Raw genomic sequence first — 14,359 nt, 5'->3', positions numbered from 1 at the left:
AATCAATCCTCAACATTTAAGAAATTGGTTTGCTAATTGTTGCTATTGTACTTCATAACAGCGGGAACCGCTGTAAAATGGGGTACTACCAACCCCACCTAATTTCGGTTTGTAGTAAGGACTAAAGTCCTGAATTCTGAGAATTGAAGTCCTCACTACAAACCCAACCTAAAAATATCGGCATAAATAGAATTTCCCTCAACCATTCTCCCCGCATCCGGCGAATCGTAAACCACCAACAGCGAATTCTGCCCCCCCAAATAGGGAAACAGGCTCAATCCCTCAGCATTGTCCGCGCCCACCTTAAAAGGCAAATCAAACAATACCTCCAAATCTCCCCCATCTTGTCCAGTAATACTGTCGCCCGATCGCCCTAAAATTCCCTTTAACCGAAAAACCGTCATCTCTCCAGATAAAGTCATCGTCGGCCCGGCTAAAACAATTAAATCTTCCCCATTCCAGCACAATTCTCGCACACCCAAACCGTTCAAATCAACAAAATGTTTTTTGTACAATTTCCCTCGTTCCCCAATCGCCTTAAGCCTTAAAACTCCCGGTTCTGCCTCTTCAACTTCTATCTCTAAAATTATCGCCCAACCCCGCAGTACCGGCCCCCGCAAACCGAGCAAAATGCGATCCCCCCGCACCGCCAACCCTTCAATATCAAAGCCATTTTCTTTACTCGGAACCGGCACAGATAAATACAAGCCGAGGTGCCTGTCATCTTTCAGCGCATCAGTCAGCAAATTCCCCGATTTTGTCCGCTGAAGGTATCCCGCTTTCAGTTGGTTTTTGGGATTTTCAGGATGGGAAATTGACTTGCACAAAGTCCCGTTTTTTACAGGAAGGCGCGCCAGCAAATAGCGGTTGACCTCTGTCTCGATTTGTGCTAATTTTTCAATGTCTCTTTCGGGGTCTCTACCTTGAGCTTTTTTGCGTTTTGTGCTGTGAGAACCCACCAGCCAAAGATAATCGCCGCTGAAATCAATTCCTTCGATATCGATTTCGCCTTTTCCAGGTAGATCGATAAAATCTGCGATCGCAAATCTTTGATGTTCTCCAAAAATATGAGGCCCGACAGGCGACAAACGCTCGATCGAAGTCGTTTCATCGGAACCCAGCCACAAATGGCGGTCGGGAGTTAAAGCAACAGCGGATAAGTCTGTAATCATATCAGCCGCTTTGCTGTTGAATTGCAGCAGCAGCCGACCGAGCAAAAAAGATTCTGGCATAATGATTAGCACCAAAACTATTGTTATGGTGAGTCATTATAGCTAAATCTGCTTGAAACTCATAGGTTGCACCATTCTCAATCAGGCTTTTATGGGCGGGCTAGAAGCCCACCCCACAAGAAATAAAATTCATCTGTTGTGGAACAGGCATCTTGCCTGTTTATGACGGGCAGGATGCCCAACTCCTACTCCCCACAAGAAAATTTAATTTTTGTGGAACAGGCATCTTGCCTGTTCATGACAAAGGTGCAAGATTTGAGTTAAAACCGACTGAAAACTAAAACAGAAAACTAAAACAGATATCCTCCTCAAGCCTCATAGCAAGAACTTCCGTTTTGAGATAAGGATTTTAACCCCTAGCGGGCCAAACCGCAGTCGGCGGTAATTATTCAGCAAACCGAACCTCCACAGACGGATAACACCCTAATTGAAGCATTAACATCGCCGTTACGTTTCGTTACGATAAGGAGACAGAGAGAAAAACCTCTCCTTCGTAAAATCAGAGGTAGCCATTATGAACGGTACATTTCGCGTCGGCAACCTGTTTGGGATTCCCTTCTTTGTCAACGCATCTTGGTTCCTAGTTCTGGGTTTAGTAACCTGGCAATACGGCGGTGCACTAGCTGCCCTGTTTCCCACATTGGGCCCCGTAGCGCCCTGGATGTTGGGATTATTCACAGCGTTGCTGTTATTTGCTTCCGTCTTAGCCCACGAATTAGGACACAGTTGGGTAGCCATCAAACAGGGAATTGGCGTGAAATCGATTTCGCTATTTCTGTTTGGGGGACTGGCTAATTTAGAAAGAGAATCCAAAACCCCAGCCGAAGCATTTTGGGTAGCCATTGCAGGCCCGTTGGTCAGCTTATTTTTATCCGGTTTGTTAGCAGCGATCGGCATTGGTGCTGGTCTCACAGGCCCCGCAGCCGCGATCGTCGGACTTTTAGCTTCCATCAACTTAGCTTTAGCCTTATTTAACTTAATTCCCGGTTTGCCCCTCGACGGCGGCAACATCCTCAAAGCGATCGTCTGGAAAATTACCGGCAACCCTTACAAAGGTGTAATTTTTGCTAGCCGCGTCGGTCAAATAATTGGTTGGATTGCCATTGCTACAGGGGTATTCGGCAATATTTGGAATCTAGTAATCGGTTGGTTCTTACTGCAAAATGCCGGTCAATCTGCCCAATATGCCACAGTCCAAAATGAACTGGCAGGCTTGACAGCCGCAGATGCTTTGACCCCCGAAAGCCCGATCGTCCCAGAGCACTTATCCCTCAGAGAATTTGCCAACAACTACGTTATCGGTAACGCTCATACCTGGCGTCGGTTCCTAGTTACTGATGACGCGGGACAATTGGTAGGGGCGATCGACCTTGACGACCTCAAAACCATTACTACCGGACGCTGGCCCGAAGTTTTAGTAAAAGAACTCGTGAAGCCGATCGAATTTTCCACAACCGTCAAACCAGAATTATCCCTCCTCGAAGTCGTCACCCTTCTGGAACAGTTAAAAGTACAAGAACTCCCCGTTATTCGTGAAAACGGCGTCCTCGTCGGACTTGTAGAAAAAGCGGAAATTGCCCGCCTGCTGCAAAGACGAGCTCAAGCTAACCCTGCTTGATATCCTCAGATAGTTGACAAATAACAGTTAGCCCCCTCGATTTCCCTTGACCAAAAGGGCGATCGGGGGGGTTAACTGTAGCTTCAAAACAAGTAAAGTCAAACACTAAATTATTAAGAGCAAATCAAGCATGATAATTATCATACTGTATTGAGGATCTGAGCGAGGATTTATGCCATCTCAGGACTCTTGTCGCAGCAGCTAAAATAACTGTTCGGGAAGCATCTCTGCAGAGATGCTCCCTACAGCAACTTTATAGGTAAGGTGAGCTTCGGCGCACCCTACAGCTCAATTTCAGCAATCAAATCGAGTATTTTTTGATAATCAAAATTATATAGATGATTCATCATAACTTCGGCAACAACATGATTATCGCTGCGGATTTGCTCAATTATTGTAGCAATCAAGTTGAAGTCAGCCTGACGGACTGCCTGTTTTAGATTGTTTGTCCATTCTGGGGAAACTTTCGGCATCGAGTCAAGCGTAAATATTGCTGCGCTATCAGATATTTTTTCTGTTACCATACTTGAACTCTCCGATAAATCATTGACTTCAAGATATTTATTTATGACTTCAACAGGGGCGGCTGCGGTAACAACTTGAATGTCAAACTTGAAGACTGTTCCGCGCCCTACTTCGCTCTCGACGGTAATGTCGCCGCCCATTAATTTTATGAACTCGCGGCTGATATTTAATCCTAATCCCGTACCTTTTTGAACTTTTTTTCCAGATGAACTTTGCACGAACAATTCAAAAATGCTCTCTAATTCTTCGGGGGAAATGCCAAATCCTGTATCTGCAATCTCAAAGTAAATAACAATCGTTTTTTTATTTTTAATTTTGTTTGATCTTTCGCCTGTCGGCTTAGTTATTCCTTCTCGATCTTGCCTTACTCTGACTGAAACCGAACCATTTTCGGTAAACTTAACTGCATTATCTAATAGATTAATCAGCACTTGTCGCAATTTAATTTCATCACTTTTCACGTATTGGGGAACATCGGATGAGCAGTCAATAATTAATTGCAATCCTTTATTTTGCGCGCGAATTTGGAACATATTTTGCAGGTCGCCCAGCAAGCGGTACAAGTCAAAGTTTTTGGCGTTGAGTGTCATGCGCCCAGCTTCGATTTTAGATAAGTCTAAGACTTGATTGATCAGTTGGAGCAGGTGTTCTCCGCTGCGGCGAATAATTTGGATATTTTCTTTTTCCGGTACACTTAAATTAGCGCTGGGTTCCATTAATTCAGCGAAGCCGAGAATGGCGTTGAGGGGGGTTCGCAATTCGTGGCTCATGTTGGCGAGAAAGATGCTTTTAGTTTTGTTGGCAGCTTCTGCGGCTTCTTTGGCTTGTTTGAGTTCTTGTTCTGCTTGTTTGCGATCGCTCGTATCAATAATTATGCCGTGCCAGACAATATCTCCATTTTCGCGCAATTCTGGTCGAGAATAACCTTGCAGCCATTTGATTTTTCCTGATGCTGTCACAATCCGCCACTCGTGGGAAAATGGTTCGAGATCGGTCGCACTTTTGACAATTGCCTCGAAGTGACTTGAGCGATCGTCCGGGTGCATTTGTTCGTAGAATAAAGCAGAGTTGTTCTGGATTTCCTCCGGCTCTAATTCTTGAATTTCTCGGCACAGAGGACTGATATACTCTATATTGGCTGAGCCGTCGGGATGCTGCACTAATATGTAAAGTTCTCCGGGAACAGTGTTCGCTAATTTGTGAAACAGAGCTTCGCTTTTTTGCAAGACTAATTGTGCTTGTTTGCGCTCGCCAATATCAATCCCAAATCCAAACAAGAAATCCAGGCTGCCACTTTCGTCGAGCACCGGTATGCCGTGCCACTCGACTAACAAAGTGCGATCGCACTTTGTGAGAACGGGATGTTCGTTAACCGTTTGCTGGCTCGCTGTTACGCGCTCAAAAATCGAATGTAATCCGGCTCGATCGCTTGGGGGTACAAATGTAGCTAAGTAATCTTTCCCCGTAACTTCTGCAGCAGTATAGCCCACAGCTTGCAGCATACAGTCATTCACCCGCAGAATTTTACCGCCAGAGTCGATCGCCACAAAAAAAATCGGAGAATTTTCGATAATCTTTAAGTTAAAGTCCCGCTCTTGACGGATAATTTTTTCAGCTTGCTGGCGCTCCTCAATTTCGACCTGCAAGCGGGCATTGATCGAGGCTAGCTCGATCGTGCGATCGACTACTTCAATTTCCAGGGTTCGGTTGTAGTCAGCCAATATTTGCTCTGCCTGTTTGCGAGCCGTGATATCTTTAAAAACAGTCAGAACATAAAGGATATTGCCCGCACCGTCAAACACCGGCAGCGCTCGCACATCCAAACGAATATTTTGCCCGTCTCGGCGAATTTCCATATCTTCAGCAATCACCTCGAAGCCGCTCAACGCCCGCACAAACGGCATTTGCTCGGCCGGGTACAGTTGATTAGTGCCTGCTATATAAATTTGATAAGCTTGTGCTAGCTCTTGTGCGGTAGCATCCGGCATTTCTCCCCTGCCTAATATTTGCTCTCCCGCCGAATTCATAAAAATAACTGCGCCGCCCGGATCGATCGCCGAGACTCCAACAGGCAAATTTTCTACCAGTTGGGCAAATTTTTCTTCACTTTCTGCCAAAGCTTGAAAAGACTTTTTCAGTTGAGCTGCCATCTCGTTGAAAGACTGCGCTAATTCGCCGACTTCCTCAAGCCTACTGACAGCAACAGCCCGATCGAACTCTCTGGCGGCGATATCTTTAGCTGCTTCGTTAAGTCGCCGCAGCGGCAGCGTTACCCACCTAGCTGTATGCACTCCGGCAATTGTCGATAGCAGCAGCGCCACCAAACAAAGTAAAATTGTAGTCTGGGTATTTCTGTTAATTTCCCCCAGGAAATCGGATTTGGGAACTGCGATCGCAATCAGCCAGTTCAAACCGTAACTATCAGAAAAGGGCAGCACTTCCAAAAAATATTCCTGCCCGTCTCGGCTAAATTTCAGTTGCTGCCGCTGCTTAATGTCGCCAAAGCCCTCGAAGTGTTCGTACAAATATTTAGCTGCGGTGCGAATGACAGGAGTTTGACTGTCTAAAACATTCACCCGTTGGAGTTCCTGCTTTCCCGACATCTTTCTAAAGGGTGATTCTTGACTCGAACTGGCAACCAGCAAGCCCGATCGTTCGATCGCGAAAATTTGTCCCGTTTTGCTAAGCTTGATGCGATGAAGATATTGCTGAAACTCCGAGAGCGAAAAGTTTACTGCACAAACTCCCAGCAATTTACCCTTTCGATCGCGAATCGGTTGACTGGCAGCAATAAAAACAGTCCCGGGAGTAATACCCGGATAAATGCTCGTCCAAATCGGTTTGTTAGCTGCGACAGCTTCTTTGTACCAAGGGCGTCGGCGGGCATCGTACGTTGCCGGTTTTACCTTTAATTTAGCGGTGCGAGTGCCTCTGCCGTCTGTAGCGTAGTAAATGTTTTGAAAGTTGCTAGACTTCGAGGCGGCGACAATTTGCAAGCTGTTGTCGCTCGGGTTGCGCCAAATGCCGAGAAATTCTCCTGATTTTTCAGCACCGAGGGAAATCCACTGAATGCTTTTAAACGATCGCATTTGCTGCCAGAGGAACTTCTCTCCCCGAGGCTGGGGCCTTTCTAACTGTAACTTTAATTCAGCACTGTCGATCGCTTCAGCGTTAAGTTGATTTACCCAGTGGATAGGTTCGAGAAAAGAAGTCAGCTTTTCTTCAACTCTCTTCCTCGTCTCCGCGATCAATTTCTGGGCGAGCTCTTGGACTGCTCTTTCTCCGTTGCGAAAGGACAGATACCCGACAATCCCAACTGCGGCGGCGATTTGCAGCACAAAAGACGCCACTAGAACGCGACGCAGGGGGATTTTTATTTGGTGTTGAGAAGTTTTGCTCGCGAATCGGGGCAACGGCATAGGCTGGTGACTAATTGCTCCCTAACACTTTAACTGTTCCAGCCTCTAATTTCACTTACGGGCGATCGAGGCTGTTGGTTTCCCGTCAAAACAAGTCCCCCACACACACAAATCAGGAGCGAGCACGAGACTTATAAAATTTTAGATTTGTGATTTTAGATTAAATAATTGGGGAGAAATGATGAAGCTCGTGCTTTGGAGTTGACCGACAGTTACATTATTTTTTTTTACTGGTATTACGCACTTTTGGCTGATAATACTTCCGCTATTTTCTTGCTTTGTTCGGTTTCGCAGCTCAACCGAACCAGCTTCTTGGCTGGAACCTCAACCATCGAAACTCAACATCCATCCGTTAAATGCGTTATAAAATCCGCTGCTGAACATCCATCCCTTAAATCCGTTACCTCCGCTACACAATCCGTTGGCGAACTTCTCTTCAACAGCTACGCGGAAAATCCCCCGCTTGTCCAAACGGATATAGCGAGGGTCGAGAATAGGTATTCCCGGAAAATATAAAGCAGTGGCAGTGGCTTTTGTCGAGCCATTGCCATCTATAGAAGCCATACTGTTTTAGGCTCACAGAAAGATTTCAGAGCCAACTCTCTGCTTGAAGTCAATGCTTGAAGTCAATGCTTGAAGTCAAACCAACCAGTTCAAGCAAGAAGTCAAAGCAAGTCGTAAAGGCCTAGGATACTTCTTCTTCTCGATCGATTTGGCGCAGGTGAATGTGCTTGCGTCCCAGAGAGATTTCAAATTCATCTCCCGGCTGGAGTTCCATTTGTTTGGTGTAGGCGGCTCCAATCAGTAAGTTGCCGTTAGATTGAACGCTAATCCGATAGCTGGCTGAGCGTCCGCCGCGTCCGTTGCCGTTTTGCTTCCCGTCTAGCTGAATGCCTTCTGCATCAATCAGCGCATTCAGGAATTTCATCATGTTGACCCGTTCTACGCCGTTCTTGGTAACGGTGTAGTAGCCACAGGCTCTAGCTTTCTCTTCCTTGGTAAGGTTCTCTAGGTCTTTGACCTTTTTGATCAGATCTTCGCCTTCAAGGGGTTCGATATTTTTCTTTTTAGCCATTTACTGAGTCCTGAAATATTCAACTGGTGTACGGATTTTTTCTCGGTTGGTTTTTGGTTTGACCAAGAAACTTTAGCTTTATAGCTGGTCGTAAAACCATATTACACCGATCGGCTCAATTGTTAACCACTATTATCTAAATATTTTTAACAACCTGCAGTCTTTCTTGAGGAGTAGCTGCAGTCGCTGCGAGCAATCTCTAAACTCGGTAGCATAAGCTATCACCTATCAGCTAGCTGAATATTTGCCCCCCTCTTAAAATCCAATGAAGTTAACCACACGCGGACACTACAGTGTCAAAGCATTACTGGATCTAAGTTTGCAACCTCGCTTCGGCCCGACATCGGTGAAATCGATAGCGAAGCGACAGGAGTTACCGGCTCCGTATCTAGAAAAATTGCTGATTGAAATGCGACGAGCCGGTTTAGTCCAATCTGTTCGGGGTTCCCAAGGAGGATATCAATTAGCCCGCCAGCCCGCTCAAATCTCTTTAGGACAAATCTTAGAGGCTGTAGGTGAAACTATTGAACCTTTACCTCGACATTTTCCCGATGCGACGCAAGCAGAGGACTGGGTAACATTCAGTTTGTGGAACCGATTGCACAAAAAACTTGCCGAAGCGCTGTACAGTATTTCCCTCGAAGACTTATACTATGATGTCCGCAGTTGGCAAGCGGCTCTTGGGGAAGAAACTAGCTTTATCATTTAAATGGTAAGTTCATTTATTCGATCGGCAGCAAGCACACATGGACACAACACTTGTTACCTACTTTGGCGGCTGTCACTGCGGTGCTGTCCGCTTCCGTGTCGCCGTTGACAAACACGAAGCATCTGATTGCAACTGCTCTATCTGTAAAAAGAAGGGATTTTTGCACCTCATTGTGCCCCCGGAACGTTTTACATTGCTCAGTGGCGAAGATGTGTTGACCACCTATACGTTTAATACAGGAACTGCTAAACATATTTTCTGTCGGATTTGCGGTATTCACTCGTTCTATCGCCCCCGATCGCATCCCGATCAATTCGATGTCAACGTCCGCTGTCTTGACTCAGATGCCATCAAACACTTTCAGATCCTACCCTTTGACGGTGTTAATTGGGAGGAGAACGTACACTTGCTCCGCGACGAAAGTAATCTCAGCAGTTAAAATTGCAGCTCAAAAATTAAAGTCCGCAAGGATAGGAGTAGTTAAAACCTGCGCTACCATTGCGAGCGCTCCTGCTCTGACAATCAAGGAAGATGGTTCGGGCCTCCGGATTCATCCGTGGAGCGAGAAAAACGCTCCTCGCTCCCCATCGCAAGCCTCCGGATCGATCGGTGGGGTTTCTTTCTTCAATCCTAAAATCTAAAATCTAAAATCTAAAATCTAAAATCGATTGACGGACTATCAAGTTTGACAAAATATATAATGATGCCGGATGAATTTCCTGTTTTGATTTTAGCAGCGGTATTAGATTATTCGATCGGCGATCCTTGGGGTTGGCCGCATCCCGTGCAGGCGATGGGTTGGGCGATCGACCGCTATACTCGATTTGTCTTTAATATATCGAATAATCCCGCAGGCAAAATGCCTCCCGCTGGCGATCGTCCCGCTGGCGACCGGCACAAACTGCTGCTACGATGTGCTGGTACAATACTAGCGATCGGGCTGATTCTAGGCAGTTATAGTGTCAGTTGGTCGCTCGTCCAAGCTGCTAGTTGGGTGCATCCTCTTTTAGGTATAGCCCTACAAACCATTTTGCTGGCAAGCTGTTTTGCCGGTCGCAGTTTGAGGGCGGCTGCTGAAGACGTGCTAGCACCTTTAAATGTTGGAGATTTAGTCAAGGCGCGAGAACGGTTGAGCCTTTACGTCGGTCGGGATACCGAAAACTTATCGGAGCCAGAAATTCTGCGAGCATTGTTAGAAACTGTAACAGAGAATGCAGTCGATGGTGTGACAGCACCGCTATTTTATGCGTTACTTGGGTTCGCTCTGCCGCATCTATTATTAAGTTTTACCGATCGCCCGATCGATCCTAACTCGATGTGGGTGAATGCTATAGTCCCCTTGGCAATGGCTTACAAAGCAGCTAGCACATTAGATTCTACCGTCGGCTACAAAGAAGCGCCATACACTGATTTAGGATGGTTTAGTGCCAAACTAGAAGACGTGCTGACGTGGATTCCTTGCCGCCTAACAGTGATTACTTTAGCGCTTATATCTGGCAAACCGATTTACATTTGGCAGATTTGTCAGAGAGATGCTGTTAAAGATGCCAGTCCCAATTCCGGTTGGAGCGAGTGCGCCTACGCCGCCATCTTGGGAGTACAACTAGGAGGTACAAATTCCTATCGTGGAGTTCTCAAACACAAACCGCTGTTAGGCGAGCCGGTTCACCCGATTACAGGCCAGCTAATTTGCCAAGCATTGCAATTAACTCGGTATTGCTTTCTGATTTGGTTGGGACTATCATTGCTTTTTTATACCTTATTATGTTTGAGCTGCTAACTGATGACCTCACTCGAACAGTCCAAAAGGCATAAAATAACGTATTTATGTCATTGTTCGCGCTCCAAGCATTGCAATCGCAGCATCAGCTTTTCATCGGTTCTGGGTAAGCCGAGCAGAAGAGAGATATAACCCGCCGACAGGAGCAAAAAAAAGTTTTGACCTGACTTCAAACCCCCAGATTCATCTGTCAACTCCATCTACAATCTCAAATCTCAAATCTCAAATTGTTCGATATGCCAACAGCCAACAATTAGCTCGCAGCAAGCAATGACTAAAATTATCCAAATTTTATCGCCAGATGAAGTGAGGCGCACTCTCACCCGCGTCGCTTCCCAGATTGTCGAAAAATCAGGGAACCCCTCGGAGTTAGTGCTGTTGGGGATTCATAGTAGAGGAGTGCCTTTAGCTCAAATTTTGGCCGATCAAATTGAAGTCCTCGAACAAGTCAAAGTATGCGTGGGCGCTTTGGATATTACCTTTTACCGAGATGACTTGGATCGAGTTGCGATGCGGACACCGGCTAAAACAGAAATTCCTTTCGATTTGACGGGCAAAACCGTGGTGTTGGTAGATGACGTTATATATAAAGGCAGAACGACTAGAGCGGCTTTGAATGCGGTAAACGATTACGGCCGACCGGAGAAAATTTGGTTGGCGGTATTAGTCGATCGCGGCCACCGAGAAGTACCGATTCAGCCGGATTTTACAGGTAAAAAGTTGCCGACTGCAAAGGAAGAACAAGTTAAGGTTTACGTTCAAGAGCTCGACGGGCGCGACGGAGTGGAGTTAATTAAGGGATAATACGATTTTAGATTTTAGATTTTAGATTTTAGATTGGGCACAAATGACTGTTAAACAAAGTCCAGCTAAATAAACTAAGTAGGGTGCGCTGTAAGTAGCGCGTCCAACCACTTTTTGCGTCCATCACTGAGCAAAATACTTCGTTTCCGCCCGCTGACAACGTAAAAAACCCGGTTTCTACCAGAATAGGGGCTTTTGGGTAAACAAGCCTCTAGGAAGAAACCGGGTTTTTCGCGCGCGGAGCGTCCTATGTTCTTAAAAATCGGCAGTGCAGGAGTTGAACCTGCCTGGGGCGAATTATGAGTTCGCTGCCTAAACCGCTCGGCCAACTGCCGTTAAATCGATTTGTTCGATCTAACTCAAAATGAATTATAACATAATTTCCCAGTCCGTGCTAGAACTAGAGAACAAAAATCAAAATCTTTAGATCTGCTGAGTCCCGATCGCCTGTTAGCCACTGTGCTGAAGCCGATCGACCCGACAAAGCAGTTTCTACGACTCGGCATAAACTTATAGGCAATGGCAGTGAATTCGACGGTAGTGCTGACTCTAATTCTGCTAGCTCTGATGTTTGGAGCAGGCGTGACGAGTTCTGTTTGGGGATTTACTATAGGTCGCGAAGCCTTGAAAGGAACGACTCAACCCGATATTCGCCCCAGCAACAATGCTGGCAGCGGCAAGCAGGGAACTCAGGCTAGCAAAGACCAAGTGAGCATTTTGAAAGAAAAAGACATTCTCACAACCGTCAAAGCGCGGGTAGAAGGTCGCGATCCAGAAAAAACAACGGCTCAAGCAAATACTAAAACAGACAAGGCAAGCTCTAAACCAGCCACGGCCAAAAAACCTGCCGCGCCAAATGCCAGCGCCAAGTTCCCTCTGAACAGTCGCGATGGGGGAATAACGTTGGAAGTGAGCGCCGCCAGTCAGCGCAGCAATTCGATGCTGCTAGACGTGAGCATGAAAAATGAAGGCTCCCAAGCTGTGAGGTTTCTCTACAGTTTCTTGAACGTCACTGACGATCGCGGCCGAGCCCTGAGCGCGACTGCCGAGGATTTGCCGTCGGAACTGCCCCCCAACGGGCAGGTGTTTTACGGTACTGTGAGTATTCCCACAGCTTTGCTGGAAAATGCTAAAGAAGTTTCGCTGACGCTGACAGATTATCCAGGTCAAAAACTTCAGTTGCAAATATCTGGCATTCCAGTGGCGAAGTAAAATAAAAGAAGACCAAACCTGCAGACAGATTCTCAGGTTCGATCGAGAAAGTTTTTTTAGGGAGCATTGTGTCACTTTTAGGGGCGAGAGTGCAGGAGATATCTGATTTACCCGCGATGAGTTTGACAGAGGTGCTGTCGCGGTTGCTGTCAGTGCTGTTGCTGATTGCGATTAATGCTTTTTTTGTGGCGGCTGAGTTTTCGATGGTGACGGTACGCCGATCGCGCATCAATCAGTTAGTGGATGCCGGCGACGTTGCAGCTCTAACTGTTCAATCTTTACAGCACAGTATCGAGCGATTGCTCTCGACAATGCAGTTGGGAATCACTCTTTCTAGTTTAGCTCTCGGCTGGATTGGGGAAGATACGATCGCCGTGCTAGTCCAAGCTGCGATCGGCTGTTTGCCACTGCCAATTTACATCAAGTCTGCGATCGCCCATTCTTTGGGCATATCAATAGTAACTTTTTTCGTCTTAGCTTATCTGCAAATCGTACTCGGCGAACTCTTTCCCAAATCTGTAGCGTTACTGTATTCCGAACAGCTAGCCAGAAGTTTAGGGCCTCCGAGTTTATTGATTGCCCGTTTGTTCAATCCCTTTGTGTCGTTTCTCAATCAATCCACTCGATCGCTCTTGCGGTTTGCAGGCATCGAATACGACCTAAGGCACCGACCGGTTACTCCCGAAGAGCTGCAATTAATTATAGCTACTTCCAGCGAATCAAGCGGCTTGCAAGCAGAAAAGCGAGAATTGCTCAACAACGTGTTTGAATTTGGCGAAGTTTGGGTACAAGAAGTAATGGTGCCCAGGCCTAGCATTGTCGCACTTCCGAAGACGGCCACCTTTCAAACTTTGCTCGACGAAATGGCGATTTCTAACCATTCCCGCTATCCGGTGACGGGAGATTCTTTAGACGACATTATCGGCATTATTGGCTTCAAACAACTTGCGAAACCCCTAGCTGAAGGTTTGCTATCTCCCGACACGCCAATTGTAACTTGGATGTCTGCGGTGAGGTTTGTGCCGGAGATGATGCTGCTGGGGGAACTGCTGCCTTTGATGCAGAGTTCGTCGGAAGAAATTGCGATCGTTGTCGATGAATTTGGCGGCATTTCCGGGTTAGTGACGCTGAGTGATTTGATTGCGGAAATTATCGGTCGCAGCTACGAGTCGCCCGACAGTAAAGAAATTGCTTTGCAAGTATTGGACGATCGCACTTTTTTGGTGCAAGCGCAGTTAAATGTAGATGATGTGAATCAAATATTGAATGTGGATTTGCCAGTAACTGACGAATATCAGACAATCGGAGGTTTTCTGAGCTATCAGTTGCAAAGAATGCCGGCTGTTGGGGAAGTTTGGCGGTGCGGAAATGTGGAGCTTACGGTTGTTTCTGTGTCCGGGCCGCGGTTGGAGCAAATTCAAATTCATTTGCTGTCAGGGGCGGCGGGCGATCGAGCTTTGGGTGAAGTTGCAGCAGCGGATGGGGAATTTGTGGGCAAAGGGCGCAAGAATAGCGGGTTGAGTGGTGTGGCGAAATTTTCTAGTTGAGATTTTGATTTAAAGGCAGAGTATCGAGATTAAGGAGAAAGTGTAGAGAGTGAATTAGTCCTTAGGTGATTTCTGAGAAATAATTTACCAGCTAAAGTGGTCGAATCAAGATATCCCATTTGGGCAAAAGCGGATTTCGCTGCAATCGGGACTCGACTTGCTTCATGGTTTTCTTAGTCAGAGAAATCCCTTTTTGGTAAACAATGTTGCTTAAAATCAAAATGGGATGCAGCCCTTTCCAAGTCATGCTAGAAGCCCATGAAAGCATAGCTTCAACATCAACAAGCTTACTTCCATTCCAATGCTGTTCAAGAATGCCCCAACAGCGCTCTATGGGATTATATTTACTATGGTAAGGAGGATAAGCTGTTGTGCCTTTAAATAGGGTATAATAAAAAATGAGTTTAGTCAATCTCTACAAAAATGCCAGCTAAAAAC

The 14,359-nt window shown here is 46.3% G+C and carries 13 protein-coding genes and 1 tRNA gene; 7 read left to right on the top strand and 7 right to left on the bottom strand.

The genetic code is table 11. From position 1 onward, the window contains the following. Window positions 1-155: 155 nt before the first annotated feature. The gene (locus QUA13_RS28620) at window positions 156-1,232 is read right to left on the bottom strand and encodes a DUF3616 domain-containing protein (RefSeq protein ID WP_333203991.1); all 1,077 of its coding nucleotides are present in this window, start codon (window positions 1,230-1,232) and stop codon (window positions 156-158) included. A 514-nt stretch (window positions 1,233-1,746) separates the two neighbouring features. Here QUA13_RS28620 and QUA13_RS28615 point away from each other — a divergent pair. Further along, window positions 1,747-2,850, top strand: a complete 1,104-nt coding sequence (locus QUA13_RS28615; RefSeq protein ID WP_333203989.1) for a site-2 protease family protein — start codon at window positions 1,747-1,749, stop codon at window positions 2,848-2,850. Between the two features lie 281 nt (window positions 2,851-3,131). Here QUA13_RS28615 and QUA13_RS28610 read toward each other — a convergent pair whose 3' ends face one another. The 3 genes from QUA13_RS28610 to QUA13_RS28600 form a co-directional block, all read right to left on the bottom strand. Then, a complete protein-coding gene (locus tag QUA13_RS28610) occupies window positions 3,132-6,794 on the bottom strand; it encodes a PAS domain S-box protein (RefSeq protein ID WP_333203987.1) in 3,663 nt (1,220 codons plus the stop codon). A 324-nt stretch (window positions 6,795-7,118) separates the two neighbouring features. After that, window positions 7,119-7,358 carry a hypothetical protein gene (locus tag QUA13_RS28605; RefSeq protein ID WP_333203985.1) on the bottom strand — a complete coding sequence of 80 codons (240 nt, stop codon included), beginning with the start codon at window positions 7,356-7,358 and terminating at the stop codon, window positions 7,119-7,121. A 121-nt stretch (window positions 7,359-7,479) separates the two neighbouring features. Beyond that, a complete protein-coding gene (locus QUA13_RS28600; RefSeq protein WP_172191324.1) occupies window positions 7,480-7,869 on the bottom strand; it encodes an AbrB family transcriptional regulator in 390 nt (129 codons plus the stop codon). A 265-nt stretch (window positions 7,870-8,134) separates the two neighbouring features. Between QUA13_RS28600 and QUA13_RS28595 the strand changes: the two genes are divergently transcribed. From QUA13_RS28595 to cbiB, 3 genes are all read left to right on the top strand, one after another. Then, complete coding sequence (locus QUA13_RS28595) at window positions 8,135-8,578, top strand: Rrf2 family transcriptional regulator (protein WP_006635345.1); 444 nt, start codon at window positions 8,135-8,137, stop codon at window positions 8,576-8,578. 37 nt (window positions 8,579-8,615) lie between these two features. Then, window positions 8,616-9,017 (top strand): GFA family protein, encoded by a 402-nt coding sequence (locus tag QUA13_RS28590; protein WP_333203983.1) that lies wholly within the window; start codon window positions 8,616-8,618, stop codon window positions 9,015-9,017. A 261-nt stretch (window positions 9,018-9,278) separates the two neighbouring features. Further along, on the top strand, window positions 9,279-10,358 hold the full coding sequence (gene cbiB, locus QUA13_RS28585) for an adenosylcobinamide-phosphate synthase CbiB (protein ID WP_333203981.1): 1,080 nt from the start codon (window positions 9,279-9,281) through the stop codon (window positions 10,356-10,358). 50 nt (window positions 10,359-10,408) lie between these two features. Here the strand turns inward: cbiB and QUA13_RS28580 are convergent, their stop codons facing one another. Continuing rightward, window positions 10,409-10,558 carry a hypothetical protein gene (locus QUA13_RS28580; protein WP_333203979.1) on the bottom strand — a complete coding sequence of 50 codons (150 nt, stop codon included), beginning with the start codon at window positions 10,556-10,558 and terminating at the stop codon, window positions 10,409-10,411. A 70-nt stretch (window positions 10,559-10,628) separates the two neighbouring features. Here QUA13_RS28580 and pyrR point away from each other — a divergent pair, with 70 nt between their 5' ends. Further along, window positions 10,629-11,162 carry a bifunctional pyr operon transcriptional regulator/uracil phosphoribosyltransferase PyrR gene (gene pyrR, locus QUA13_RS28575; RefSeq protein WP_172191320.1) on the top strand — a complete coding sequence of 178 codons (534 nt, stop codon included), beginning with the start codon at window positions 10,629-10,631 and terminating at the stop codon, window positions 11,160-11,162. A 262-nt stretch (window positions 11,163-11,424) separates the two neighbouring features. Here the strand turns inward: pyrR and QUA13_RS28570 are convergent. Further along, window positions 11,425-11,497 (bottom strand) — tRNA-Ile (locus tag QUA13_RS28570). Window positions 11,498-11,681: 184 nt separating this feature from the next. Here QUA13_RS28570 and QUA13_RS28565 point away from each other — a divergent pair. Then, entirely contained in the window at window positions 11,682-12,374 is a 693-nt protein-coding gene (locus QUA13_RS28565; RefSeq protein ID WP_333194097.1) for a hypothetical protein, read from the top strand. Between the two features lie 116 nt (window positions 12,375-12,490). Further along, window positions 12,491-13,921, top strand: coding sequence for a hemolysin family protein (locus QUA13_RS28560; protein ID WP_333203993.1), 1,431 nt, complete (start codon window positions 12,491-12,493; stop codon window positions 13,919-13,921). 91 nt (window positions 13,922-14,012) lie between these two features. Here the strand turns inward: QUA13_RS28560 and QUA13_RS28555 are convergent, their stop codons facing one another. Beyond that, window positions 14,013-14,333, bottom strand: a complete 321-nt coding sequence (locus QUA13_RS28555; protein WP_333203978.1) for an ISAzo13-like element transposase-related protein — start codon at window positions 14,331-14,333, stop codon at window positions 14,013-14,015. Window positions 14,334-14,359: the final 26 nt, after the last annotated feature.

This window comes from Microcoleus sp. S28C3 (assembly GCF_036700785.1).
Classification (GTDB): domain Bacteria; phylum Cyanobacteriota; class Cyanobacteriia; order Cyanobacteriales; family Microcoleaceae; genus Microcoleus; species Microcoleus asticus.
The sequence above is the reverse complement of the archived record's forward strand: the minus strand, read 5'-3'. Positions and strand labels throughout refer to the sequence as shown.

Coding starts and splice junctions, on each gene's coding strand:
- QUA13_RS28620 (WP_333203991.1), bottom strand. CDS start 1,232: ATGCCAGAATCTTTTTTGCTCGGTCGGCTGCTGCTGCAATTCAACAGC.
- QUA13_RS28615 (WP_333203989.1), top strand. CDS start 1,747: ATGAACGGTACATTTCGCGTCGGCAACCTGTTTGGGATTCCCTTCTTT.
- QUA13_RS28610 (WP_333203987.1), bottom strand. CDS start 6,794: ATGCCGTTGCCCCGATTCGCGAGCAAAACTTCTCAACACCAAATAAAA.
- QUA13_RS28605 (WP_333203985.1), bottom strand. CDS start 7,358: ATGGCTTCTATAGATGGCAATGGCTCGACAAAAGCCACTGCCACTGCT.
- QUA13_RS28600 (WP_172191324.1), bottom strand. CDS start 7,869: ATGGCTAAAAAGAAAAATATCGAACCCCTTGAAGGCGAAGATCTGATC.
- QUA13_RS28595 (WP_006635345.1), top strand. CDS start 8,135: ATGAAGTTAACCACACGCGGACACTACAGTGTCAAAGCATTACTGGAT.
- QUA13_RS28590 (WP_333203983.1), top strand. CDS start 8,616: ATGGACACAACACTTGTTACCTACTTTGGCGGCTGTCACTGCGGTGCT.
- cbiB (WP_333203981.1), top strand. CDS start 9,279: ATGATGCCGGATGAATTTCCTGTTTTGATTTTAGCAGCGGTATTAGAT.
- QUA13_RS28580 (WP_333203979.1), bottom strand. CDS start 10,558: ATGGAGTTGACAGATGAATCTGGGGGTTTGAAGTCAGGTCAAAACTTT.
- pyrR (WP_172191320.1), top strand. CDS start 10,629: ATGACTAAAATTATCCAAATTTTATCGCCAGATGAAGTGAGGCGCACT.
- QUA13_RS28565 (WP_333194097.1), top strand. CDS start 11,682: ATGGCAGTGAATTCGACGGTAGTGCTGACTCTAATTCTGCTAGCTCTG.
- QUA13_RS28560 (WP_333203993.1), top strand. CDS start 12,491: ATGAGTTTGACAGAGGTGCTGTCGCGGTTGCTGTCAGTGCTGTTGCTG.